The 24933-nt window shown below is 43.0% G+C and carries 17 protein-coding genes; 7 read left to right on the top strand and 10 right to left on the bottom strand.

All coding sequences use genetic code 11. The annotated features are described in order from the left end of the window. Positions 1-122: 122 nt before the first annotated feature. Positions 123-6275, bottom strand: coding sequence for an alpha-2-macroglobulin family protein (locus tag U0035_RS06375; protein ID WP_114789187.1), 6153 nt, complete (start codon positions 6273-6275; stop codon positions 123-125). A 325-nt stretch (positions 6276-6600) separates the two neighbouring features. Here U0035_RS06375 and U0035_RS06370 point away from each other — a divergent pair, with 325 nt between their 5' ends. Continuing rightward, on the top strand, positions 6601-7449 hold the full coding sequence (locus U0035_RS06370; RefSeq protein WP_114789186.1) for a phosphodiester glycosidase family protein: 849 nt from the start codon (positions 6601-6603) through the stop codon (positions 7447-7449). A 115-nt stretch (positions 7450-7564) separates the two neighbouring features. Here the strand turns inward: U0035_RS06370 and U0035_RS06365 are convergent, their stop codons facing one another. From U0035_RS06365 to U0035_RS06325, 9 genes are all read right to left on the bottom strand, one after another. Continuing rightward, positions 7565-8221, bottom strand: coding sequence for a CoA transferase subunit B (locus U0035_RS06365; protein WP_114789185.1), 657 nt, complete (start codon positions 8219-8221; stop codon positions 7565-7567). A 49-nt stretch (positions 8222-8270) separates the two neighbouring features. Further along, a complete protein-coding gene (locus U0035_RS06360) occupies positions 8271-8636 on the bottom strand; it encodes a four helix bundle protein (protein ID WP_114789184.1) in 366 nt (121 codons plus the stop codon). An 83-nt stretch (positions 8637-8719) separates the two neighbouring features. Further along, positions 8720-9421, bottom strand: coding sequence for a CoA transferase subunit A (locus U0035_RS06355; RefSeq protein WP_211316332.1), 702 nt, complete (start codon positions 9419-9421; stop codon positions 8720-8722). Positions 9422-9436: 15 nt separating this feature from the next. Further along, entirely contained in the window at positions 9437-10315 is an 879-nt protein-coding gene (locus tag U0035_RS06350; protein WP_114789182.1) for a hydroxymethylglutaryl-CoA lyase-like TIM-barrel protein, read from the bottom strand. Between the two features lie 104 nt (positions 10316-10419). Further along, a complete protein-coding gene (locus tag U0035_RS06345) occupies positions 10420-11565 on the bottom strand; it encodes an acyl-CoA dehydrogenase family protein (protein ID WP_114789181.1) in 1146 nt (381 codons plus the stop codon). Between the two features lie 87 nt (positions 11566-11652). Continuing rightward, on the bottom strand, positions 11653-13659 hold the full coding sequence (locus U0035_RS06340; RefSeq protein WP_245957573.1) for an acetyl/propionyl/methylcrotonyl-CoA carboxylase subunit alpha: 2007 nt from the start codon (positions 13657-13659) through the stop codon (positions 11653-11655). An 8-nt stretch (positions 13660-13667) separates the two neighbouring features. Continuing rightward, positions 13668-14456, bottom strand: a complete 789-nt coding sequence (locus U0035_RS06335; RefSeq protein WP_114789180.1) for an enoyl-CoA hydratase-related protein — start codon at positions 14454-14456, stop codon at positions 13668-13670. Positions 14457-14546: 90 nt separating this feature from the next. After that, complete coding sequence (tnpA, locus tag U0035_RS06330; RefSeq protein ID WP_114789179.1) at positions 14547-15008, bottom strand: IS200/IS605 family transposase; 462 nt, start codon at positions 15006-15008, stop codon at positions 14547-14549. Between the two features lie 254 nt (positions 15009-15262). Beyond that, complete coding sequence (locus U0035_RS06325; RefSeq protein ID WP_114789178.1) at positions 15263-16870, bottom strand: carboxyl transferase domain-containing protein; 1608 nt, start codon at positions 16868-16870, stop codon at positions 15263-15265. A 364-nt stretch (positions 16871-17234) separates the two neighbouring features. On the opposite strand from U0035_RS06325, the gene U0035_RS06320 reads away from it, so the two are divergent. The 6 genes from U0035_RS06320 to U0035_RS06295 all read left to right on the top strand — a co-directional run bounded on the left by U0035_RS06320 (position 17235) and on the right by U0035_RS06295 (position 24922). Beyond that, the gene (locus U0035_RS06320) at positions 17235-17684 is read left to right on the top strand and encodes a cytochrome c maturation protein CcmE domain-containing protein (RefSeq protein ID WP_114789177.1); all 450 of its coding nucleotides are present in this window, start codon (positions 17235-17237) and stop codon (positions 17682-17684) included. 5 nt (positions 17685-17689) lie between these two features. Next, entirely contained in the window at positions 17690-20284 is a 2595-nt protein-coding gene (gene ccsA, locus U0035_RS06315; RefSeq protein ID WP_114789176.1) for a cytochrome c biogenesis protein CcsA, read from the top strand. 205 nt (positions 20285-20489) lie between these two features. Beyond that, positions 20490-21371, top strand: coding sequence for an ATP synthase F1 subunit gamma (gene atpG / locus U0035_RS06310; protein WP_114789175.1), 882 nt, complete (start codon positions 20490-20492; stop codon positions 21369-21371). An 81-nt stretch (positions 21372-21452) separates the two neighbouring features. Continuing rightward, positions 21453-22361: an SMC-Scp complex subunit ScpB gene (scpB, locus tag U0035_RS06305; RefSeq protein WP_114789174.1), complete on the top strand. Its 909-nt coding sequence runs from the start codon at positions 21453-21455 to the stop codon at positions 22359-22361. 68 nt (positions 22362-22429) lie between these two features. Beyond that, positions 22430-23632 carry a diaminopimelate decarboxylase gene (lysA, locus tag U0035_RS06300; RefSeq protein ID WP_114789173.1) on the top strand — a complete coding sequence of 401 codons (1203 nt, stop codon included), beginning with the start codon at positions 22430-22432 and terminating at the stop codon, positions 23630-23632. 228 nt (positions 23633-23860) lie between these two features. Next, the gene (locus U0035_RS06295; protein WP_114789172.1) at positions 23861-24922 is read left to right on the top strand and encodes a sugar phosphate isomerase/epimerase family protein; all 1062 of its coding nucleotides are present in this window, start codon (positions 23861-23863) and stop codon (positions 24920-24922) included. The last annotated feature ends 11 nt before the right edge of the window (positions 24923-24933 follow it).

Raw genomic sequence — 24933 nt, 5'->3', positions numbered from 1 at the left:
AAAAAGTTTTTAATAAAGATAATATAATCTCAGGTGCCGCTGTTCAGGGGAATACTTAAGGCATGAACACTGTAAATTGACCGTATGGAAAAGACCCGCAATTTTCTGCGGGCCTTGTATTATTACTTTTCAACATTCACTCTAACCCCCTCACTATGCGAACTAAATTCCGGCGCATACATACATTGTATACTGGTAATGCCATTACTGTAGTTACCAGGCAGCTGCGCAAATAAAGCGTACTCAAATACATAAGTTCCTTTTCGAAGATAGCTGAAGAAGAAATTAGTACTGGCATCTTTGGTGGTTTCGTAATAACCCAGTCCGCCCTGCCATTTATATTGACTCAGCACATTGACGGGTTCAAAAGATGATGCACGCATATCTTTCATGTGTACGTATTCCATGTCGCGGTCAACTCTTAGTTCAATACGAACTTTTACTTTATCACCCACTTTTATTTGATCACCTTCGTTAACAGGAGTCAAAACTGCGCCCGTTGCTGTGTTCTTTTCAACAAACAATTTCTTGCTCAATTGTAAAGGTGTTGCCGCTGTAGTAATTTTGTCCAGGTCTTCGAAATACTGCCAGTACACGCTTCCCCAGGTGGGTAGGGTAGAAGTGCCATCAGGTTGTTTCACCGTCAATGTGATGTTACCCATCGCCGGGCGAATCTTACTGCCTTCAATGATGGTTTTAAAATAACCCGTTCCGGCCTCTGTCTTATTGTCCCGGCTGCTGATTGTAGTGCCTCCTAAATCGATGTTGACATCGGTTGTACTGCTGAGCCAGTTGGTGCCGCGTAATAACAGCGCGTAGCATGCCTCAGCAGTTGCTTTCGTACTCTCCCAGTTATTGGTTTGTTTGTTTTTTAATAACCAGGTTCTTAAATCGTCTGCTGTAGCAGCATCTTTTCCAGCTTCTTCGAATGCTTCTATCAGTAATGCCTGTCTTTCAACCGGGGCTTCGTACCACCACCAGCTGCGCACTGCATCTTTGTAGTACATGCCTTGTTCTTCATTACGGATGGCGGTTTCTTTCAAAGATTTCAGGATAGATTTGGGTGTCACCAGGTCATTATCCCGATGGCCCGAAAGTGCGATCATACCCTGCATATATTTATTTTGCTTCGTCCAGGTTTGTTTGGCGCGCTCTTTAAAATAGTTCACTGCTTTTAACGCCGGCTCTGCTATTTTATTTTGAGGGAAAAAGCTGCGCATATATAAATACTGGATCACATAATATGAAGGAACGTATTCTTTCAGGTTGGTCTTATATTTCAATAACTGCTCATATTCCTCTTTGACTTTATTGTCCAGGTAAGGAATCGCTGCCTGCACCAGCCGGTTTAAATTAGCTTCCTGTAGTCCTGTAACCGCTTTTAGCCTTTTTAAATGACCGATGCCGGTTACAATATATTGTGTCATGTAACGGTCATCAGCTCCTCCTTTAAACCAAACAAATCCGCCATTGGGGCTTTGCAGTTGTCTTAACTTATCATAAGCCTTGGTTTGCTCGCCGCTCATACGCATCAGGTCAAATAGTACCGCTACATTTTTCTTTTGCTGCGCTTCATTTTTAGCGGCCAGCACCCAGGGTGTTTCTTCCAGCAATACCGATTTGAGCTCTTCATTTTTTTGAAGATTACTTAACAAAGCGGCAGTATCCTCCGTACGCCATTGCTCAAATACCTGTTTTATTTTGGGAGAACTGTTAGCTACCATGGTGGCCAGCGAATTAGCATAGTAACGGTTCCAGGTTTGTTCCGCACATTCGTAGGGGTACTGCATCATGTAGGGAAGGGCCTGCACGGCATTCCAAACAGGGTTAGATGTATACTCAACCGTTAACGCCTGGTTGGTTAATGTTTCACTGATTCCGCTGTTGATTAACTTATCAAAGCGGAAGTTTTTTGTTCCGCTGCCACGCATATGAAGTGGCATCGACTCAGTTACCAGCATGCGGTTCGTTAAAACCGGTAGCATATTTTCTTCACCATCAGAAACCGAACCGTCATTGGCTTTGGCAACAATACGCCATGTCAAAGCTTTGTTAAACTGGTAAGGAACTTCTATGGGGAACTGTATGGCCTGGCTTTGACCGGCTCCAATAGTGAAGTATTGTTTATCTACTACATTTTTAAACCATCCGTCCATGGGTTCGTTGGTAGCCGCATCAAACAGTTGCAGTGTAGCAATACCTGTTATTTCCTTGCCTGAGAGATTAACTACTTTACTGCTGAATTCCATTTTGTCGCCCTCCCTCAAAAAGCGGGGTGGGTTGGGTTGCACCATTAAGTCTTTTTGGGTGATAATTTCCCTGCTGCTATAACCCATTGCCAGGTCTTTGGTATGTGTTAAAACCTGGAACTTCCATTTGGTAAGTGCTTCGGGCATCGTAAAAGAAAAACTGATATTGCCTTCTTTGTCTGTTTTCAGGTCGGGAAAGAAAAAGGCGGTTTCATTAAAGTTGGTGCGCACAGTAGCCGGGCTGTTATCGCTGGTTGCTGGTAATGCTTGCTTACTCTCCTGCTCCAAAGCACCAGCAGGGGCAGGCGCCATTGCATCAGCAGACATGTTAGCTACGGCGCCGGTTACAGATTGTTTCCTTTGCGTGCCGTATCCAACTATTGCAACTTCCTCTAATACATCGTTATTCATCCTCCCTTTTGCACGTACTGATGGTACTGCGCCCGCCAATCCAATAGGTCCTCCCCAGCCATTATCCCAATAAAGCCTGTCGTATTGCCTGTCAAAAGTTTTACGGTCCCATTGCAGGCTATTTTGCATGCGGGCCTGCAGGTGACCGAAGTTGGTATTACCAGTCCACGCGTCATTACTATATTTGTTGCGCCAGATATAGGGAGCATTCCACTGGTGCGGGTGGAACTGGTCCAGAGACGCATCATACATGCTGGCCAGGAGTTCTGCAGCTACCTTTTCCTTTTTATGGCCGGATATTTTTACGCTCCATTTTTCTTCTGCACCGGGCAGGGTTTTGTCTCTGAAACTGCTGTATTCAATATCCAATTGTTTGTTGGTCCAGGGCACTGTTATCATGTGATCGGCCTGGAAGATGCGGTTGTTCTTCACAAAGAGGTAACTATTTAGAATACCTCCGCGGTCTTGTTCCGTTGCTGTAATATCAAAATTGCGGCTGTTTTGATCCAGTTGGTGAAAAGAAAATGGTTGGGGGCTTTTGTCTACATGCTGTATTAAAAAAACCTTATTAGCCGAAGTAGCGATCTGCGTTGTAGCTTTTTCCCCCGGCTCTACCGGCCCGGGAGCGATGCTGTATAAATATTGCGGATAAACGGGTTCAGGCTTTTGGGCATCAAACAGTTCGATGTATTGTACATCTTTTACATCCTTGCCATCTTTGTCTTTGGTGCTGATCTCTATCGTGTAATAACCCGGTTGGTATTTAAATGAGTTTAAAGCAAAAACACCGGTTGAGTCTGATGGCCCTGACTGCTCCGTTATGATGGCAGCTTTAGCCCAGGTTTTCGGATCATCCTCGTTATTATAAATATCGTTGGGGAATTGTTGTATGTATTCTTCTTTACTCAGTATAAACTGGTCGGGCTTTTCCCAGTAACGGGGCCTTAATAGCCTTTGCTCAGGATTTAAACGGGTAACTTTTACCTGTATCGTTGCTTTCTGGAAAACGCCTGACATGTTTTCTGTTCTGATGAAAAGCTTGTTTAAACTATCAGTAGCCAGTTTGGTTGGAATGGATGTTTTAAGCAATAAAGATTTGTACCCTGCAGATACCATTTCAGAATTGCTTCTCGTTTCTCCATTAATATCTGTAACATCGGCATAAACACGGTAGTCAAAAACGGGGTCCAGTTTAGTATCCAGCTTGGCGTCAGGAATGGCTTTGAAGCTGATATTGAATTTACCGTCATTATCAGTTTGTATTTCGCCATTAGTAATTTCCATCGATTCTGACCGGGGGTAATAGCCTATCCGGAATAACCAGGGGTAAGGGAAACGGGCTTCCCTGACTACACGATATTTTACTTTAGCGCCATCTATGTTATTGCCGGCATATGCTTTAGCAACCCCGGTGATTTTTATATCCTCGTTTACTTTATAGGCATTTTTTACCTTTTCAAAATCCACATAAAACTTAGGCCGCTTGTATTCTTCCATACGCACATTTGCATTACCGGTTCCGTCGCTGGTACGCAGGTAATAAATGCCGTTAAGGCCGGTTTGCGGTAATACGAATTTCCCGTTAAAAGAGCCATACTCGTTGGTAGCAACCTGTAGGTCTGCAACCTTTTGATTATTGGCATCAGTAAGGGTAAGTGTAGTTTTATAAGTCGTTTGAATAAAAGGTTCAGTCATGTCTGTTCTCCTGTTAACCGCAATGCCTTTGAAGTATATGGTCTGCCCCGGCCTGTAAATGCTCCTGTCGGTAAAAAGAAAAACAGAAGTTCTGAATTTTTTTTCGTTTTGTGTGTTTAGGGCATTAAAATAATAGTAGACTTCATCTTCTATGAAGAGCTGATCATTGGCATGTTTTATTTCAAATAGCAAGTTGGATCCACCTTGTTCTTTTATAAGTGCATTGCTCAATTTAAAATACCCGTTTTTGTCTGTGGTATAAACTTCTGATTTCTGTTTGCTATAGGTAGAGGTTTTATAGTCGTAGACTTTTTTATGCACTTGCACCGTGGCAGTTGATAATGGCTGACCACTATTCCTGTCCAGTACAAAGAAGTCGGTATTTCGGTTTACGAAACTGATATTGGATATGTAAGTAAGGCGCGCCGCCAGTATATTATTGGTGGTAGAAAAGTCGCCGTTTAATGAAGCTACAATAAAGTACTCACCGGTTGGTAAACCATCAGCTTTAACTTCGGTAGCATGCGCTTGCAGATCATCGTTTAATGGCAGGGATTGTTCCCATGTTTTTTGAGCCTTTGCAGCCAGCAATTTATCCCAGTATTTGTTGTCACCCCGCTCATTGTTAACCATAGTTTTTAAAGAAGCAGTAGCGGGAACAATCCGCCAATACAGCTTGCTGATGTTTTTGAAGTTGACCAGCATCCGGAACGGCGCATCGGGAATGTTTACCCGTTCCACCTGGAACAGGAAATAAGGTTGAACCAACTCTTTATTCAGGTTGTATGCATTCACCCAACCTTCATTCTCATTTTTCTGATCCAGTATCTTATCGGTGAGTTCTTTGGCTTTTACCAGTTCGTAACGGTAAGTGGTATCGCCGTTAGGATCATACTGACTGCCTCTTTGCTGGTGTATGGTCGCCAGCAGGTAACGCGCCTGGTTCACCTCAGGTGCATTGCTATACTTTGAAACAAGCTGCTGAAGTGCATGGTAGTACAATAATTCTTTTCCATCCAAACCTTTTGGACCATCCGTGGAACTGACGATGCCAGAAGATGATTTTAACAACATCTTGGAATGGACATATTGCAGCCGTTCGATGTCTACGTCAATCAATGCGCTGGGGTCGGAATCATTTAAATGGAACTTAATTAAATCCTGGAAAACGGTTATTGCTTTTTGCTGCAGTGATAGAGAGTCGCTGGTTGTAAAATTTATTTTTGCGAATGTAGCAGCAGGACTAAGAGCCTCGGGATCATTGATCTCAAAACTATATGCAGGTTTGCTGATATCCCGCTCATCATTTTTAAAATACCCGAGGGCCTGATGTGCCAGCAAATCATACAGTGTGGGCCGCAGGGTTCGCGCGTTTCCCTTAACAATAATGGCGTCATAACTGGCTAGTTTTGTTTTTTGCAGTAATGCTTTGTTATTCAGCGAAAGCAGGTAGAGCGCACTGATTTTTTTATGAAAATCATCAATGGTCCAGGTAGCAACATCATCTTTTTTAAAATCTGAGGTATTGGTTCTGTTATACAACTTGTACCGGTTCATAGCAAAGTATTGCTGGTAAATGCCCGCCAGGTAGCTGTTTAACAAAGAGTTTACCGGTTCTTTACTTTCCCCGATTTCTTTTTCAATTTCCCTGATACGTTGAGCAGGATTGTCCTCCCGGTTTTCCTGTTGTAACTGGGTCATATAAACAATAGCCTTCACTAACTGGGCGTCTTGTTTTTCCGTTTTTGCCCGGGTATATATTTTTTTTACGGCTTCAAGAGCGGAAGCGGGGAGTCCCTTAGTTATATGATCTTCCACGGCTTTCCATTCGGCCTCATATTTTTTTACCTGTGCGTTGGTCCTCATTTGGAGTATGACAATTAAAACTGTTAAGACAGTTGTTATTTTTAAAATTTTCATTTGTATTTAGTTTACCGGCTGGTTATTTGTGGGTCTTTTGCCGGGATCAATAATCCTCGCGCTGCTATGACGCAAAAACATCGCAATAAGCAACTTTTGTTCATTTTTATTTTTTACCGCGTGCGTATTTCAAAACTACTCATTATGTTTTCATTAAATTCTACTTCCGCAATAGTAATTATGATGCCTAACTTAGTAAAACTACATAAAGAAAGACCGTATTTTCGTAAAATTAATACCTGTTTACATTTACCCGTGTTGGAATGCCACAATAGCGCATTGTCGGGAACTTCTATATACGTCGAAACATAACTAAATTAGCAACATGAAATTTTTGATTGCCTTGTTAGGCCTGCTGCTGGCGACTACCATAACCAGTGCCCAGTATTATGATTCTGTAAGTTTTGCCAGTGCTGACTGGAAGGGAAAGAAAATTGACCGCAAGGCAAAGTTATACCGATATCATTTTAATAATAAGAATCTTTTTAAAGCTAACCTGCATATCAGCTATGTATTGGTAAAAAGAAGCAGGCGGCATCAGTTTCATATTGCGGCGGAGCCCCAAAAGCTGAGAACAGTAAGTGATTATGCAGGGGAAGTAAGGCCACTGGCCGCAATAAATGGTAATTTTTTTGATGTAAAAAATGGGGGATCGGTTGATTTTACTAAAGTGCAGGGGAAGGTTATTAATCTGAATCGTAAGGAATCTAATGAAAAACCCGATTTTCATCAGAAAGCTGCGGTAGTAATAGGGGCTAATGGTGTTCCGGAAATCAAAAAATGGGATGGTTTGGTGAATTGGGAAGAATGGCTGAAGGAGCCCGATGTGATGCTGAATGGCCCCCTGCTTATTTTTAACCGCCAGGATGAAACACTGGATTCTGTTAGTTTCAACACCGCCAGGCATCCCCGAACCTGTATGGGGGTCACTAAAAAAGGACATGTGATTATGCTGGTAGTAGATGGAAGAAATGCCAATTCGCAGGGAATGAATTTATTTGAGCTGACAAAAGTGATGCGTTGGCTCGGCTGCGTGAGCGCTATTAATTTTGATGGTGGTGGCTCGTCGGCGTTGTGGGTAAAGGGTGAGGGAATTGTGAATTACCCAACGGATAACAGGAAATGGGATCATAAAGGGGAACGAAAAGTTGCCAATATACTATATTTTAAATAGCTTTAATTTCCGCGAGGGAGCTAAGTTGCCAAGGAAACGGAAAAAGAGTATATTCTTTGTGCCCTGGCGTCTTTGCGGTAAAAAAACTGCATAAGGAGTCTTATGTGGGAAGAGATTAAAATCGCATCTGGGGTATATCTCCTTTAATTACCAAACGTCCTTCCGTAGCTTTTTGGATAGCTTCCACGCTCACACCAGGAGCTCTTTCCAATAGCACAAATCCTTCTTCAGTAATATCAAGCACAGCTAAATCGGTAACCACTTTCTTTACACAAGCCACGCCCGTTAGAGGCAAAGTGCATGTTTTCAAAAGTTTGGATTGGCCATCTTTGCTGGTATGTTGCATGGCCACAATTATGTTTTTTGCCGCCGCTACCAGGTCCATAGCGCCCCCCATTCCTTTAACCATTTTACCGGGTATCTTCCAGCTGGCAATATCGCCGGTATCCGTCACCTCAAAAGCTCCCAACACGGTTAGATCTACATGTCCGCCTCTGATCATAGCAAAAGAAGTAGCCGAATCAAAAAATACACCCCCCGGTTGTAGGGTTACGGTTTGTTTACCCGCATTGATCAGGTCGGGGTCTGCATGTCCTTTTTCAGGAAAAGCGCCCATACCTAACATGCCGTTTTCTGATTGTAATACTACTTCAATTCCTTCCGGTATATAGTTAGCAACCAATGTTGGAATACCAATGCCTAAGTTTACATAGTAGCCATCCTGTAGTTCCCTGGCTATACGTTGTGCTATTTGTTCTTTTGTGAGGTTCATTTTATCTTTTTAGTAAGTGGAAAATAGGAAGTAGGAAATAGGGGTGACGTTAAATGTCAGCTGAAAGGTTGTCGATCATTTTACTTAACATTTTAAATACAGCTTCCAGATATTCTTCCAATTTTACAAGCTTGTTTTTTTTTAAATAATCTAGTATAAGAGAAATTTCAATCTGTGTATCTACTTCTACTAAGGAGCTTCTTGATATTTCATAAAATCTTTTCTTCTCCAGTTTCGAAGATCTGGCAGCGCCTTCCGCAAGGTTACTGCAAACTGAAACGATGGCCCTTCGAAGTTGGGTTACTAATACAAATTGCTCCTCTTTAGGATAAGATTGGGTATGTTCATACACTTCTTTTACTAATTTCAAAGTAAACTGGTATACCTGCAGGTTTTTGTGTGATAATTGTAACATAGCTGGGTGTTTTATAGTTTATAAGATATTTTAACGCTTAGTATTTTTCTGCTACCCATTAACCATTCCCTACTTTCTACTAGCTAACTCCCCACTTGCTTCTCCGTCAGCTTCTCAATCCTTTTCTCATAATTCTTCCCTTCAAAAATCCGTTGAACAAAAATGCCGGGTGTATGAATTTGTGCAGGGTCGAGCGTACCGGCAGGCACCAAGTCTTCTACTTCGGCAATCGTAATCTTGCCTGCCATGGCCATGGGCTGATTAAAGTTGTTGGCTGTGGCCCTGTATATCAGGTTGCCGTGGGTATCGCCCTTCCAGGCCTTGATGATGGCAAAGTCACCGATGATGGCCTGTTCTAATAAATGAGGCTTGCCGTTGAACTCCCTGATCTCTTTGCCTTCGGCCACTTCCGTTCCATAACCGGCAGGGACATAAAAGGCCGGAATGCCCGCACCACCCGCCCTGCAGCGTTCAGCCAGGGTTCCCTGTGGTACCAGTTCTACTTCCAGTTCTCCTGCCAATAGCTGTCTTTCAAACTCAGCATTTTCGCCTACATAAGAAGAGATCATTTTCTTAACCTGTCTTTTTTTTAAGAGCAGGCCAAGTCCAAAATCATCTACTCCGGCATTGTTACTTACACAGATCAGGTTTTTAACGCCACTATTAACCAGTGCTGCAATACTGTTTTCCGGTATACCACAAAGGCCGAAACCACCCACTAAAAGAGTCATGCCCTCAGTGATGCCTTCAATAGCCTCAGCTGCATTGGATACTACTTTATTCATAATGACTTTATGATTTTATTTTTGATAGTTTTCACCATTGCTGAAGGTTCCGTATCGGAAAGCAATATCTTTTATCAATGCATTGTCCAGACGATGCGCAATATGCTCTTCTTCCAGATACGATAACAGGTCTAGTGTGTTGAGGTTCCCCAAAAGCTCGTAGCCTGTCATGGGGCAGCCGCCGATCCCGTTAATTACTCCGTCGTAGCTTCTGCAACCTGCTTTCCAGGCAGCACTTATCTTTTCACGCCAGTTATGATGTTGAGTATGTATATGCAGCCCTATTTCTATACCCGGATATAAAGGCATAAGGGTGTCAAAAATTTCCCGGATGGAAGTTGCAGTTGCCAGTCCAATGGTGTCAGAGAGGGTAATAGTTTGAACGCCACTATTAGCAAGCTTCTCAACGCAATCTTTTACCAGTGCTATATTCCAGTCATCACCGTAGGGATTGCCAAAAGCCATACTGACAAAAACGCGATAAGCTTTTTGTTGACTACTGCAGATTTTTCCGATTACAGCAGCCGTTTCATCAACCCTGACAATGGAGGAATTGATATTTCTTTCCAGGAAAGTGTTGCTGATAGAGTAGGGGAAGCCTACTATGTCGAGTTTTGCAGAGGCGCAGGCTTCTTCAGCGCCACGTATATTGCCCACTATTGCCAGCAGCTTTGTATCGGATTTTGATTTGTCAATCAGCTGAAGTACCTCGCCGCTATGCGCCATCTGGGGGACTGCTTGGGGCGATACAAAGCTGCCGAAGTCTATTACATCAAACCCGGCCAACATTAATTCGTTAATATAGGCCGCCCGCTTTTCTATGGATATAGTAAAGGGTAGACCTTGCTGAGCATCACGCGGGCTCTCTGTTATTCTTAGTTGTTCACTGCTCATAGTATGAAATATTTTTTCGGAACGATGAACCATTAACTATGATCCATCAACCTGTTAACCTGTCAGCTTTTCAACGAGTTAACTTGTCAACTAATCAACCAACATCAACATCCGATCTGCTTGGCAATCACCATTCTTTGTATTTCAGAAGTTCCTTCACCGATTTGCAATAACCGCTGATCACGGTAAAAGCGTTCTACATTGTACTCTTTCATCAGCCCATAACCACCATGTACCTGCACGGCCGCATCGGCTACTTCTTTGGCAATTTCCGAGCAATACAATTTCGCCATGGCTGCTTCTTTGGTGAAAGGTTGTTTAGTATCTTTTAACCAACAGGCTTTATATAAAAAAGTTCGCGCCAGCTCTATTTTCATGGCCATATCCGCCAGTTTAAAAGAGATGGCCTGGAACTGCGATATCGTTTTCCCGAATTGTTTGCGTTCCTGCGCATAGGCTAATGCCAGTTCATAGGCACCCTGGGCGCAGCCCAGTCCCATGGCCGCTATGCTAAGCCTGCCGGCATCTAATGTTTGCAGCATGATCCTGGAACCTTGCCCGGGTTCTCCCAACACGTTTTCTTTAGGCACGCGGCAATCATCAAAAAATAGCTGGGATGTATCGCTGGCCCTCCACATCATCTTACCATGCATGGCCTGCTGGCTAAAGCCGGGAGCCTCTCTGTCAACAATGATAGTAGTAAATTCTTTTTTTTCAGCCGACTCATGGGTGACTGCCTGAACGGTGGTACCTATATTGATGTCAACCGATCCGTTGGTGATAAATATTTTACTTCCGTTAATGACCCAATCGTTGCCATCCAGTCTTGCCGTGGTTTTCGATGCCCTGGAGTCGCTGCCAGCTTCAGGCTCTGTAAGGCCAAAGCTCCACAGGGCATTACCGGTGCACAGTTGCGGCAGGTATTTCATCTTCTGCTCCTCTGTACCGTAATTATAAATGGGACCAATGCCCAGCGAATTATGTGCTGCCAGCGTAGCGGCCTGTGAGCCATCTATGCGGGCAATCTCTTCTACAGCGATAATATAAGCCAGGTAGTCCATGCCTGCACCACCGTATTGTTCCGGCAGATAAATGCCCAGCAACCCTAATTCCCCCATTTGCCGGGTAAGCTCATAGGAAAAGGATTCTTGTTCATCCAGCTCCTGTGCCATGGGTTTGATCTTTTTTTCCGCAAACTCACGTACCATACGGCGTAACTGTTCATGCTCTTCATTTAAATTAAAATCCATATAGCAATTGTGTTTTTTTATTGTTTCAACGGCGTTGACTCTGTATGGGCAGTCCTATACTTATACGATATGCGCCCTGGATAATCCTTATTCCGAGAACTCAACCAGGGTCATCGTGGTATCTACTTTGTCTCCTTCTTTTACTAATACTTTTTCTATAGCAGCGTCTTTTGTACTAACGATATTGTTTTCCATTTTCATCGCTTCTACTACCAATAACGGATCACCTCTCTTCACCACATCCCCGGCTTTCACATGCAGCTTGATTACTTTACCTGGCATTGGAGACGTAATGTTACCGGCTTTACCTCCTGTGCCCGAATAGGCCTCAAAAACTTCACCGTCTACATAAGACATATCCGGTCGAACTACGGTATGTGTCATGCCATTGAAGGTGATCTCGTAACAGCCTGTTCGTTTCTCATAGATACCAACCAGATGAGGAACACGATCCAGTAATAACGAGTAATGAATGCCATTGATATGCCTCGTTTCAGCCCGATATTGCTGATCTTTATATACAAATACCAGTGGCGAAGTTTGGATGATGTCAATAGCCAGGGTATCCCCGTCAACCATTACATTCATGACAGGGCTATGCCGCCAGTATCCGATCACCTGCCAGATATTCAATGCCTGATCCTGATTAGCTGCCAGGCTTTTGGCTAAAGCCGCAGTCAATGGGATCGTGATGTCAACCTGCTTCTTTTTTTGTTGAATTTGTTCTGTGATAGTTTCCAGGTTTTGATCAATATATTTGGTAGATATATTGTTGTTGATATAATCCGGATGCTGTAATAAACCTGAAAGGAATTCAATATTCGTTTGGATGCCTTTAATGGCATACTGTTGTAATGCTGAAAGCATGGCCTTTCCGGCCTCTTCGCGGTTGGGTGCCCAAACAATTACTTTGCTGATCATGGGATCAAAATCGCCGGAGATGGTATCGCCGGTTTGCAATTGCATTCCATCTATTCGCAGGATTTCAGCATTTGATAAAAATGGATTAACTTCAAACGAAGGCTCCTGGTAATACTTCAATACACCCGGAGAAGGCAGGAAACGTTGCGCGGGATCTTCTGCATAAATACGGCATTCAATGGCGTGTCCTCTTTGTATAATATCAGTCTGTTCAAATGGTAAAGGCTCACCATTGGCTATCATGATCTGTTGTTCCACGATATCTATGCCCGTAGTGAGTTCGGTTACCGGATGTTCTACCTGTATGCGTGTATTCATTTCCAGGAAATAGAAATTAAGGCTTTCATCTACCAGGAACTCCATGGTGCCTGCGCTATGGTAGCCTATTGATTTTGCTAAAGCGACAGCAGCCGCGCAAATGCGCTTACGTACTTCGTTTGAAAGTGTTGGAGATGGCGCTTCTTCAATAATTTTCTGGTGCCTGCGCTGCAATGAACACTCTCTTTCATATAGGTGCAGGAGCTTGCCCTGCTGGTCGCCCAATACCTGAACCTCAATATGTCTCGGTTTTGCGATGTACTTTTCAATGTAAACCGTGCTGTCTCCAAAATAGTTTTTGGCTTCCCGTGCTGTGGCTTCCAGCGCCAGCTGAAAATCGCCTTCGTTTTCTACTACGCGCATTCCTTTACCGCCACCACCTGCTGCTGCCTTGATCAAAACAGGAAATCCAATATGGCCATAGCTTTTTAGTAGTTCCTCAGTAGTGCCGGTAATTCCTGGCGTAACGGGCACTCCGGCATTCGTAGCGCAGTCCCGCGCTGCAATTTTATTACCCATCGATCGCATGGCTTCCGCTGAAGGGCCTATGAAGGTAATTCCAGCTTTTATACAGGCTTCTACGAAAGCCGCATTTTCAGAAAGAAAACCATAACCCGGGTGTATGGCATCCGCACCCGTTTCGAGAGCGGCGGTAATAACGGCCTCTATATTCAAATAGGTTTCACTAAGCTGAGTACCTGGTAACAACACAGCCTGGTGCGCCTGTTTTACAAATGCGGACTCTTCATCAGCACTGCTGTAAACAGCAACCGTGGCAATTCCCATTTTTTTTGCCGTGTGTTGTACTCTCAGGGCTATTTCTCCCCTGTTAGCGATCAGTAATTTTTTGATCATAGTTTCTGTTATTCAATCCAACTAGGTTTTCTTTTTTCAAGGAACGCAGCCATGCCTTCCTGGCCTTCAGCTGAAGCGCGTATTTCTGCAATCATTTTTGCTGTATAATCTAATGCTTCCATCATTGATATTTTATTGGCAACCGTGTCGATAAGATGTTTACAATGGCTGATTGCCTGTGGCCCGCTGGTCAATAATAATTGTAAGGTGGCTTGCAAGTGTGCTTCTGTTGCATGTATGTCGCTAAAGCAACGATTTACCAGTTTCAGGTTTTCTGCTTCCCGTCCATGTATACGTTGCCCGGTAAGCATTAATTCCCTTGAAGGGTATTCTCCTATCCGTTTAATGATATACGGCGAAATGCAGGCCGGTATAATACCGATCTTTACTTCTGATAAAGAGAAGATGGTATCCGCTTCGCAGAAGGCAAAGTCACAAGCCGCCAGCAAACCATTGGCGCCTCCCATCGCAGCCCCATGCACAATAGCCAGTGTCGGTTTAGGGCAGGTATAAATGGCATGAAAGCAGGAAGCCAGCTGCAGGCTTTCTTTATAATTCTGGTCGTAGCCGTATTGTGCTACATCCCGCATCCAGTTTAAGTCGGCACCGGCGCAAAATACCTTCCCGCGCCCGCGCAATACGATGGCTCTGGTGTCGGCTCTTTCACCTTCTTCCGTAAATGCAGTAATCAACTCAGCTATCATCACTTCGTTAAAAGCATTCCTGACATCCGGCCGGTTTAGCCAAATCGTGCTGACCTGGTAACTGCGTTCTATTTCGAGTGTTGTATAGTTCATGTTCGTATGTTGATTATTAAGTTCCGTCAGGAACGGCATAATGGTTAAAATTACCTAAAGGTAGTCTGTTGAGTCCCGTAGGGACGACACCTATTCCAACTCTTTAAACAGGTATTTTTCATTATACCCTACTTCAAATTCTTCAAGCAATTCAAGGTACTCCTCATGGAAGGTTTTTTTCTGATGATGAGCCTCCTGGTTTTGTATGTAGCCTATCACAGTTGGTAATTGCGATTTGCTATAAGAGAATGCTCCATAGCCTTCCTGCCATTCAAATCTTCCAGCTACAAATTGATGATCATTGATCCATTTCGATGATCCTCCTTTTACATCCTGCATCAGATCGGAAATAGATTGAGCTGGCCTTACACCCACCAGCAGGTGCACATGATCTTCAACACCATTTATAATAAGCATTTTGTGATGGTTATTTTGGACAATGCCGGTAATGTATTTATACAGATCATCTTTCCAACGATATTGTATAACGCCAGCCCTGTATTTAACAGCGAATACAAAATGAATGTGTATTTGTGTATATGTGTTGGCCATGGTGTCGTCCCTACGGGACTTAATTTATATTATTTTTTTTTTCACCGATACTCCGTCCCTACGGGACTCATCCTTCATATCTTTTCATTGCTACTACTACTACCGATATCCCGTCCCTACGGGACTGAGTTCATTATACTTGGTATTACCCATCTGCTATCTCTACGAGACTCATTGGTCATTTCGTTCTAAGGCTTATCTTTATTATATAATGTATCTGCTGTCATTTGACATCTGCAAACCGTCAACTTTTACTACATCCTGAACACCCCGTTCTTCGTCTCTGCCCATTTCTTATTCATAGACGTGGCAATGCCCATGGCAATGATGCGGCGGGTATCAGCGGGATCAATAATGCCATCGTCCCAAAGCCGTGCCGTACTATAATAGGCTGAACCCTCTTCTTCATACTTATTTAAAATAGAACTACGCAAGGCTGCGCGGTCTGCCTCAGGCAGTTCTTTACCCTGTGCTTTTAACTGTTCTTCTTTTACAGATACCAATACGCCCGCAGCCTGTTCTCCACCCATTACCGATATTTTGGCGTGTGGCCACATAAAAAGAAAACGTGGGTCGTAAGCTCTCCCGCACATCGCGTAATTGCCTGCACCGAAAGAACCTCCCGTTACCACCGTAAATTTCGGCACATTAGCATTGGCTACAGCATGTACCATTTTGGCGCCATCACGTGCAATGCCTTTTCTTTCATACTCTTTGCCTACAATAAAGCCCGTAATATTTTGTAAAAAGAGAATCGGTGTATTCCTTGCGGCACACAGCTCCACAAAGTGGGCGCCTTTTAAAGCAGACTCGCCAAACAGCACACCGTTATTAGCAATAATTCCTACCGGGAATCCCATAATATGTGCAAAGCCTGTAACCAGGGTTGGTGCATATTTCTCTTTGAACTCGTGAAAACGGCTGCCATCAACAAGCCTGGCAATGATCTCTTTAGGATCAACCGGTTTTTTAAGATCCGTTTGGATAATGCCGTATAACTCTTCGGCATCATAAAGTGGGGCGTCTATGGGCTTTAAATCTAAACCCTGCTTATCTGCTGGTTTGAATGTTTGGATGATATTGCGGCAAATGGCAATGGCATGTGCATCATTTTCCGCTATATGATCAGCAACGCCTGAAATAGAGGTGTGTACTTCTGCGCCACCTAGTTCTTCAGCAGATACTTCCTCGCCGGTTGCAGCTTTTACCAGTGGGGGGCCGCCAATAAAAATGGTTCCCTGGTTGCGCACGATAATAGTTTCGTCACACATAGCCGGCACATAGGCGCCACCAGCGGTGCAGGAACCCATGACAATAGCAATTTGGGGAATACCCAAACCAGACATACGTGCCTGGTTGTAGAAGAAGCGGCCAAAATCATGTCGGTCGGGAAAAACCTTATCCTGTTCGGGCAGGAAAGCGCCACCCGAATCGACCATATAAATACAGGGCAGGTGATTTTCAAACGCGATCTCCTGTGCTCTTATGTGCTTTTTAATCGTGTATTGCATATAGGTGCCGCCTTTTACGGTTGCATCGTTGGCAATAATCATTACCTCGCGGCTATGAACCAGGCCTATACCGGTTACAATTCCCGCCGAAGGGAACTGGTCTTCATAAATCCCATTGGCTGCAAGAGGTGACAATTCCAGGAATGGTGTATTAGGGTCTAGTAGTTGATTCACACGTTCGCGGGCCAGGAACTTACCTCTTTGCTTATGTTTCTCAATGGCTTTATTGGTCACCGGATGAGTTATTTCCGCCATGCGCCTGCGCCATTGCTCCAGGATAAGACGGTAGGCCTGTTGATTAGCCGTAAAATCAGCCGATTGCGTATCGATGTTTGAGTGAATAGGGTACAAGGTCGTTTTCTTTTTGTTGATCTAATTTAAGCGAAGTAAAGGATTTTAGCTTAAAAAACTAACACTTGTTAGTGTATTTTGTTTTTCGCCGTTGGCCGAAAAGTATTATCTAATAAGATGAATGACATCGAACGGCGCTATTAAAGCTTGGTTGGTTAACAAAAAGGGGCAAACTGGTTTATCGGGGCAGTTCCGGTATTTATTGTAATGAAAATGAAGAATTTGCTTTGAACATGTCAATTGAAAATAATTTTTGCTTTGGGTCAACAAAACAGATGTAGCGTTGTTAGTGTACCATAAGCGGGCTATTTGTATTAATTTTGCCTGCCCGTTGGGTCAGACGGGCAAAAATTTTCAACAGATAATGAAGAAAATTCATATTATTTTATTGGTTCTAACTGCTGCTGCGATAGCGGTTTTAGTTAGCTTTTTGCAAACCACTACCACTTACGATACGGTTGCTATCGCAAAATCTAAACCGGGAAAATTTGTACACCTGATGGCTAAATGGGATAAATCGGAGCCGATGGAGTATGATGCCATCAAAAACCCTAACTATTTAACTTTTACTGCTATTGACACATTGGGTGATAAAGTGAAAGTCATTTACCATAGTCCCAAGCCTGAAAACTTTGAATTAAGCGAAAGACTGGTAATGAAAGGCAAATATGAAGAAGGACAGTTCGTTTGCCAAAGCATTCAAACCAAATGCCCCAGTAAATACAAGGACCAGGATCCTTCCCAACATCCGGGCAATAAAAAAGACTCAACCTACAATAATACAGTAGCCCGGGTTTCTACAGTTAAACAGTAATATTTATGGAGTACGCAGGCGAGCATTTGTTGCCCGGTCAGGTTGGACATTTATTTATCTTAGTTTCTTTGATTGCTTCGCTTACAGCGGCATTTGCCTATTTTAAAGCGGTACAGGCTACTCCCGATGCAAAAGCAGGATGGCTAAAATTGGGACGGATTGCTTTTCTGACCGAAGTGGTTTCCGTGCTGATCATTTTTGCTGCACTTTTACATATACTTTACCATCATTTATTTGAATATAAATACGCCTGGCAGCATACCAGTCTTTCTTTAGAGTTTAAGTACATCATGAGCGCTTTCTGGGAAGGGCAGGAGGGCAGTACATTGTTATGGGCGTTCTGGCATTGTGTGCTGGGTGTAATTATTATCAGGAGGGAAAAACAGTGGGAAGCTCCTGTAATGTCAGTGGTAAGCTTTGCCCAGTTCTTTTTAGCCACCATGGTAATTGGTATTTACATCTTTGATGTGAAAATAGGCTCTAATCCTTTTATCCTGTTAAGAGATTCGGGTGTGCTGGATGAAGCTCCCGGTATGCACATCAACTTTGATCTTTCCCAGCCGCTGCGGCCCGATTACCTGTCTATGGTGACAGACGGAAACGATCTGAATCCGTTACTGCAGAATTACTGGATGGTAATACATCCTCCTATATTGTTCCTTGGATTTGCTTCTACATTGATACCTTTTGCTTTTGCGATGGCGGGTATCTGGACAAAGGATATTAAGGGTTGGGTAACGCGTGCCATTCCCTGGACCTTATTTTCCGTCGCCTTCCTGGGATTAGGTATTATGATGGGAGCTAAATGGGCTTATGAATCATTAAATTTTGGAGGCTATTGGGCCTGGGATCCGGTAGAAAATGCATCGCTGGTACCATGGATGATCATGGTTTCAGGCTTGCACACCATGCTGATATTTAAACATAGCGGCTATTCTTTAAGATCTTCTTTCCTTTTCCTGGCTTTGTCGTTTGTATTCATCGTATACTCTACTTTCCTTACGAAAAGCGGGGTACTCGGAGACTCTTCTGTACACGCATTTGCTGATATTGGTATGAATGGCCAGTTGTTTCTTTTCCTGATCGTTTTTGTTTGGCTTCCGCCGTTTTTCGCGGCATCTACTAATCAGCAAAGATTGATTATTGCAGGAGTTACTACGGTGCTGTCCCTGGCCACTTACTTTCTGGCGGAAAAAATTCCCGGTTTCCCGTTATATGTAATATTAGGTGGTGTGATCACTTTCATCGTATTGCTGAATAAACAGGTGCCATCTATAAAAAAGGAAGAAAATGTATCATCAAGAGAGTTCTGGATGTTTATAGGCTCCCTGGTGTTTTTCCTGGCCGCAATGATCATTATCTTCCAGACTTCTTTACCGGTATTTAATAAGCTTTTTAATTCCAATAAAGCGCCCGGAGAGAATGACGAATTTAATTACAATAAGATCCAGGTGCTGATTGCTTTCGTTATTGGTATTCTTACGGCCATAACTCAGTACCTGAAGTATAAGGCAACCGACACGAGGTTTTTCTGGAACAAAATACTCGTTCCTACCGTCGTCAGCGCTTTGGTGGCCACATTCATCCTGGTGTTTGTAAAAATCAATTACGACACGCATGGTATGGGCTTCCTGATTAATATATGGCTGGCCCTGGTTGCTACCGTATACGCTACTATTGCCAATGCGGCTTATATATGGGTGGGATTGAATGGTAAATTGAAAAACAGTGGTGGCTCCATTGCTCACTTTGGTTTTGGCCTGATGCTGGTGGGAATGATCTTATCCTCATCCAAAAAAGAAATTCTTTCGTGGAACACCAGCGGTATTGCGGTCCCTTTTGGTGAAGATAGCAAAGAGAAAACCGGGGAGAACCTGACCCTGGTGAAAGGTGTGCCGATGCAAATGAATAACTACATGGTTACCTATGTAGGCGATTCGGCGCATCCTAAAAAAGAACAAACTTATTTTAAGGTACATTTCAAGTCTAAGAAAACTAACGAGGAGTTTACCTTATTGCCAGATGCATTTGTAAACTATAAGGGTAATGAAGGATTGATGGCGAATCCATCGAGCAAGCATTACTGGAACCATGACGTGTTTACCTATGTGTCGTCTTTCTACAAACCCGATGGTAAGAGCGATACGGTTAGCTTTAAGCCCAATACGGTTCAGTTAAACGATACCATATTTTACAGTAAAGGTTATATTATTATTGAAAAGCTGGCTGCGAAAGATAATTTACCGGTTGCAGGCTTTTCAAAAACTGACACAGGCTATACGGCTTCTGTAAAAGTGCAGCAGTTAAATGGACCGTCTTACAGCGCCGATCTGCTGATGATACGCAACCGGGGGAATACCCTGTATCAGAACCTGGATACCATCACTTCGCAGGGACTGGTTTTGAAACTGGATGATGTAGGCGGGGATAAAATCACACTGGGAGTAAAGGAGTCTGATGATGTGCTGGAATATCTTACACTAAAGGCATATAAATTCCCCTACATTAACCTGGTATGGGGAGGTGTCATCTTTTTAGTAATCGGTTCGGTTGTCAGCATGTTCCGTCGCATTAAGATGCAACGACTGAAAGCAGCCTAATAAAAAATAAGAGGTTGTAAAACAACCTCTTATTTTTTATTTGATAATGGGCAGGCAATTTTCTTAAAATTGAGAATCAGATCTTTAGCTACTGCTATATCTAAGTAAAGACGCCCAAGCAGAGCTTTTCCACATATTTTATTTATATATTGAAAATTGAGGTTTTGATCGTACTTTTGCGCCCTGAAAACCAACAATTCTAAGAATGGCAGGCCAGTTAAAAGAAGTTCGTAGTCGTATCTCATCTGTGCAGAGCATGCAGCAAATTACTAAAGCCATGAAAATGGTGAGTGCTGCCAAATTCCGCCGTGCACAGGATTCAATTGTACAAATGCGCCCTTACGCGCAGAAATTGCAGGATGTATTAAGCAATATCGTAAGCAATAGCGATGGCGAAATTAAAATGGCTTTAGCCGAGGAACGCCCGGTAGAAAAAGTGTTGTTGATTGTGATTACCAGTGACCGCGGACTGGCAGGTGCCTTTAACTCCAACGTGGTAAAACTGGCCCGTAATGTGATCAGGGAAAAATACCACGCACAATATGATAAAGGAAATGTGACCGTTTGGAACCTGGGTAAAAAGGGATATGAAGCCTTAACCAAGTTGGGTTATAAAACTAATGATGAGCATAAAGATATTTTTTTACAGCTGAGTTTCGATAACGTACAGAAGATTTCTCAGGCGGCTATGAAAGCGTATGAGGAGAAACAATTTGATGCGATCGAAATTATTTACAGCCAGTTTAAAAATGCAGCTACACAGATCTTTACTGCCGAGCAATTTCTTCCGATTCCTAAAGTTGAGAATAAAAAAGGCGGCCCTAAAGCAGACTTCATTTTTGACCCTAATAAGGCTGAGTTGATTGCCGAGCTGATGCCGAAAATATTAAACACACAGTTATACAAGGCAGTGCTGGATTCGCATGCTTCCGAGCATGGCGCCCGTATGACATCAATGGATAAAGCAAGCGAAAACGCTAATGAAATGCTGAAGAGCCTGAAGTTGTCTTACAACCGCGCAAGACAAGCTGCTATTACTACAGAGCTTACGGAGATCGTAAGTGGTGCAGCGGCGTTACAGGGTTAATTTTCGTTTAAGGTTCAATGGTTTAAAGTTGTATCGTTTTTAAACTTTGAATTTTAAACCTAATAACTTTCAACTTTACTCATGGAAATAGCCGAATTGATTCCACATATTGAAGCACTGATTTTTGCAAGTGAAAAGCCTCTATCTTCATTAGAGGTTACCGATTTGTTGAATAGTGCTTTTGGATTTATGGAAGATAAAATAACGCTTGACCAGGTTGAAGCTGCAATTGATGGTGTAAAGGAAAAATATGTTTCGGAGTTTTACCCTTTCGGAATTGTACAAAGTGGTGGTGGCTGGCAATTTTTAACTAAAAAAGAGTATCATAAGACGATCGCCCAGCTAAACGGCGATAAGTTTATGAAACGCCTGTCCGCAGCAGCACTGGAAACCCTTGCGATAGTTGCTTACAAGCAGCCTGTAACCAAAGGCGAAGTAGAGGCAATTCGTGGCGTGAGTGCTGATTATGCCATTCAGAAGCTGCTTGAAAAAGAGCTGATCGTAATAAGCGGTCGCAATGAAAAGCTTCCGGGCCACCCATTAGTATACGGTACGTCTAAATCGTTTATGGATTACTTTGGTATTAATTCTTCTGATGAACTGCCAAAGATAAAAGAGGTATTGGCCGAACAGTTGGTGGAACCCACTTCTATTGTAAACGGAATGACTGTTAACGATGAAGAATTATTAGATGAAAATGGAAATCCTTTAGCCGTTTCTGAAAACGGTGAACTGGTTGAAAATACAACAATGATCAACGAGACAGAAATAAGCAAAGCGCAAATAGCTGCCGGTGGCGATGAACTGGATGTAGTTGATTCGGCTGATGATGAAATAATAACCGATGGCGATGGGTCTTCAGAAGAGGAAGAAGTGCCATTTGATGATGAAAAGAAGCAGGTAACGGAAGAGATTCCGGGAAGCGAAGCAAAGGATGAGGAAGCCAATGAGGAAGAGAAGAAGGACGAAGACGATGAGCCTGCCTACTAATGATATTAATAACATTTAATCATATTTAATCAGGCAGTATCAATACTGCTTTTTTTATACCTGGTATTATGGGAAATGAACTGAGCCCCGAGCAACTAAACGAAATAGCAAACGAATACGGTACTCCGTTATATGTATACAATGCAGATAAGATTGTAACACAATACAGAAGACTCACCACTGCGTTTCAAAATGATAAAGTGCGATTTTTTTATGCCTGTAAGTCGCTCACCAATATTAATATTCTGAAGGTGTTGAAGGCAGAGGGCTGCAATGTGGACTGTAGCTCGATCAACGAAGTGAAACTGGCTTTGTATGCGGGTTTTGAACCGCAGAACATATTGTACACCAGTAATGGTATTGCTTTTGCCGAAATTGAAGAGGCACAATCGCTGGGCGTGATTATTAATATCGACAGCCTTTCTAATCTCAAAAAATTCGGAGAGAAATTTGGCAGCAGCTATCCGGTAGGTGTTCGTCTCAGACCTAATATCATGGCAGGTGGAAATCTTAAGATATCTACCGGGCATGATAAAAGTAAATTCGGTATCCCTGTAGATCAGCTGGAGGAATTGGTAAGTGTGGTTAAAAAGAATCAGATTCAGATCACTAACCTGCATATTCATACAGGAAGCGATATCAAAGACCCTGAGGTTTTTGTAAAAGGAATCGAAGTGCTGTTTGATATCATTCCTCATTTCCCTCATTTAAAGTCGATCGATCTGGGTGGTGGTTTTAAAGTGGCTTATAAAGAAGAGGATCCTTTTATTAACGTAGAGGAGCTGGCTGAGAAGGTGTTGCACACTTTTGAATCAAACGAGCTGACAAAAGACTTGCAGATATGGTTTGAACCCGGTAAGTTCCTGGTAAGTGAGAGCGGTTATTTTATTACGCAGGTAAATGTATTAAAGGAAACCTCTGCTACTACTTTTGCCGGTGTCAATAGCGGCTTTAATCATTTGATACGACCTATGTTTTATGATGCCTACCATCGCATACAAAATTTAACCAATCCCGATGGAACGGTTAAAGAATATACAATAACCGGTAATATATGTGAAACGGACACATTTGCCTGGTCGCGCCCTTTGCCTGAAGTACGCGAAGGCGACTTGTTGGTGTTTTATAATGCAGGCGCCTATGGTTTCGAAATGTCGAGCAATTATAACTCACGCTTTAAACCTGCAGAGGTGTTGGTAGAAAACGGGGAATCTCGTTTGATACGCAAAAGAGATGTGTTTGAAGACCTGTTGAAAAACCAGGTACTCTAAATAAATTAGTAGAGAAATATTTTCCGGTACTATCAGGTGCCAGACGCCCGATTCTTATTAATAGAACCGGGCTTTTTTGTATGGGCTCCTCTGACAGACCTGGTGCTTATTGTTATCGTTTCAAGAGCGCAGTCTCTTTTTGATCCTTTAACTTCTTAAAAATATTTTTTCCCGTCTGTTAATCGGAATAATTTTATAGATTTATCCCTTAATTCAAAAACGCATTGCATGACAACTCTTAAAGGTCCCGGCATATTTCTTGCGCAGTTTTTAGGCGACAAACCGCCATTTAATAATTTTGAGTCCATTTGCCTCTGGGCGGCAGAAAAAGGATTTGTGGGCGTGCAGATTCCAACAGGCGATCCTAATATTTTTGATTTAAAGTTAGCGGCAGAAAGTAAGACCTATGCCGATGAAATGGCGGGATTGGCACTGTCTTGCGGGCTGCAGATCACCGAGTTGTCTACGCATTTACAAGGGCAGCTGGTAGCTGTACATCCTGCTTACGACGATCTTTTTGATGGTTTTGCGCCACAGGAAGTACGCGGCAATTCCAAAGCCAGAACAGAATGGGCGGTGCAACAATTAAAATATGCGGCAAAAGCCTCTCAGAATCTTGGGCTGAATGCACATGCTACTTTCAGTGGCTCTTTGCTTTGGCATACCTTCCATCCATGGCCTCAAAGACCAGCAGGTTTGGTAGATGAAGGATTTACCGAACTGGCAAAGCGCTGGACACCCATCTTAAATTATTTTGACGAGTGTGGCGTAGATGTATGTTATGAAATTCACCCCGGAGAAGATCTTTTTGACGGAGAGACTTATGAAATGTTCCTCGAAAAAGTAAATAATCATAGCCGGGCCTGTTTGTTATACGATCCTTCGCATTTTGTGTTGCAATGCCTTGACTATATCCAGTATATAGATTTTTACCATGAGCGTATCCGCGCTTTCCATGTGAAAGATGCTGAGTTCAATGCTACTGGTAAGCAAGGCACATTTGGTGGTTATCAAAGCTGGCTGAAAAGGGCAGGAAGATACCGTAGTCCGGGTGATGGCCAGGTAGATTTTAAAACTATATTCTCCAAGCTGGCAGAATATGACTACAAAGGATGGGCTGTGATGGAGTGGGAGTGTTGCTTAAAGCACCCTGAAGACGGCGCCACTGAAGGAGCCGAATTTATTAAGAAACATATTATAAGAGTTACAGACAAGGCTTTTGACGACTTTGCTGCTACTGCAGCCAACACTGATTTTAATAAAAAAGTGTTGGGCTTGGACAATAATTAATATTTTAGCTA

The sequence above is a fragment of the Niabella yanshanensis genome (assembly GCF_034424215.1).
In the GTDB taxonomy this organism is placed as follows: domain Bacteria; phylum Bacteroidota; class Bacteroidia; order Chitinophagales; family Chitinophagaceae; genus Niabella; species Niabella yanshanensis.
The sequence above is the reverse complement of the archived record's forward strand: the minus strand, read 5'-3'. Positions and strand labels throughout refer to the sequence as shown.

Coding starts and splice junctions, on each gene's coding strand:
- U0035_RS06320 (WP_114789177.1), top strand. CDS start 17,235: ATGAAGAAAATTCATATTATTTTATTGGTTCTAACTGCTGCTGCGATA.
- U0035_RS06340 (WP_245957573.1), bottom strand. CDS start 13,659: ATGATCAAAAAATTACTGATCGCTAACAGGGGAGAAATAGCCCTGAGA.
- U0035_RS06375 (WP_114789187.1), bottom strand. CDS start 6,275: ATGAAAATTTTAAAAATAACAACTGTCTTAACAGTTTTAATTGTCATA.
- U0035_RS06355 (WP_211316332.1), bottom strand. CDS start 9,421: ATGAATAAAGTAGTATCCAATGCAGCTGAGGCTATTGAAGGCATCACT.
- U0035_RS06335 (WP_114789180.1), bottom strand. CDS start 14,456: ATGAACTATACAACACTCGAAATAGAACGCAGTTACCAGGTCAGCACG.
- ccsA (WP_114789176.1), top strand. CDS start 17,690: ATGGAGTACGCAGGCGAGCATTTGTTGCCCGGTCAGGTTGGACATTTA.
- lysA (WP_114789173.1), top strand. CDS start 22,430: ATGGGAAATGAACTGAGCCCCGAGCAACTAAACGAAATAGCAAACGAA.
- U0035_RS06350 (WP_114789182.1), bottom strand. CDS start 10,315: ATGAGCAGTGAACAACTAAGAATAACAGAGAGCCCGCGTGATGCTCAG.
- U0035_RS06370 (WP_114789186.1), top strand. CDS start 6,601: ATGAAATTTTTGATTGCCTTGTTAGGCCTGCTGCTGGCGACTACCATA.
- U0035_RS06345 (WP_114789181.1), bottom strand. CDS start 11,565: ATGGATTTTAATTTAAATGAAGAGCATGAACAGTTACGCCGTATGGTA.
- atpG (WP_114789175.1), top strand. CDS start 20,490: ATGGCAGGCCAGTTAAAAGAAGTTCGTAGTCGTATCTCATCTGTGCAG.
- U0035_RS06360 (WP_114789184.1), bottom strand. CDS start 8,636: ATGTTACAATTATCACACAAAAACCTGCAGGTATACCAGTTTACTTTG.
- tnpA (WP_114789179.1), bottom strand. CDS start 15,008: ATGGCCAACACATATACACAAATACACATTCATTTTGTATTCGCTGTT.
- scpB (WP_114789174.1), top strand. CDS start 21,453: ATGGAAATAGCCGAATTGATTCCACATATTGAAGCACTGATTTTTGCA.
- U0035_RS06295 (WP_114789172.1), top strand. CDS start 23,861: ATGACAACTCTTAAAGGTCCCGGCATATTTCTTGCGCAGTTTTTAGGC.
- U0035_RS06365 (WP_114789185.1), bottom strand. CDS start 8,221: ATGAACCTCACAAAAGAACAAATAGCACAACGTATAGCCAGGGAACTA.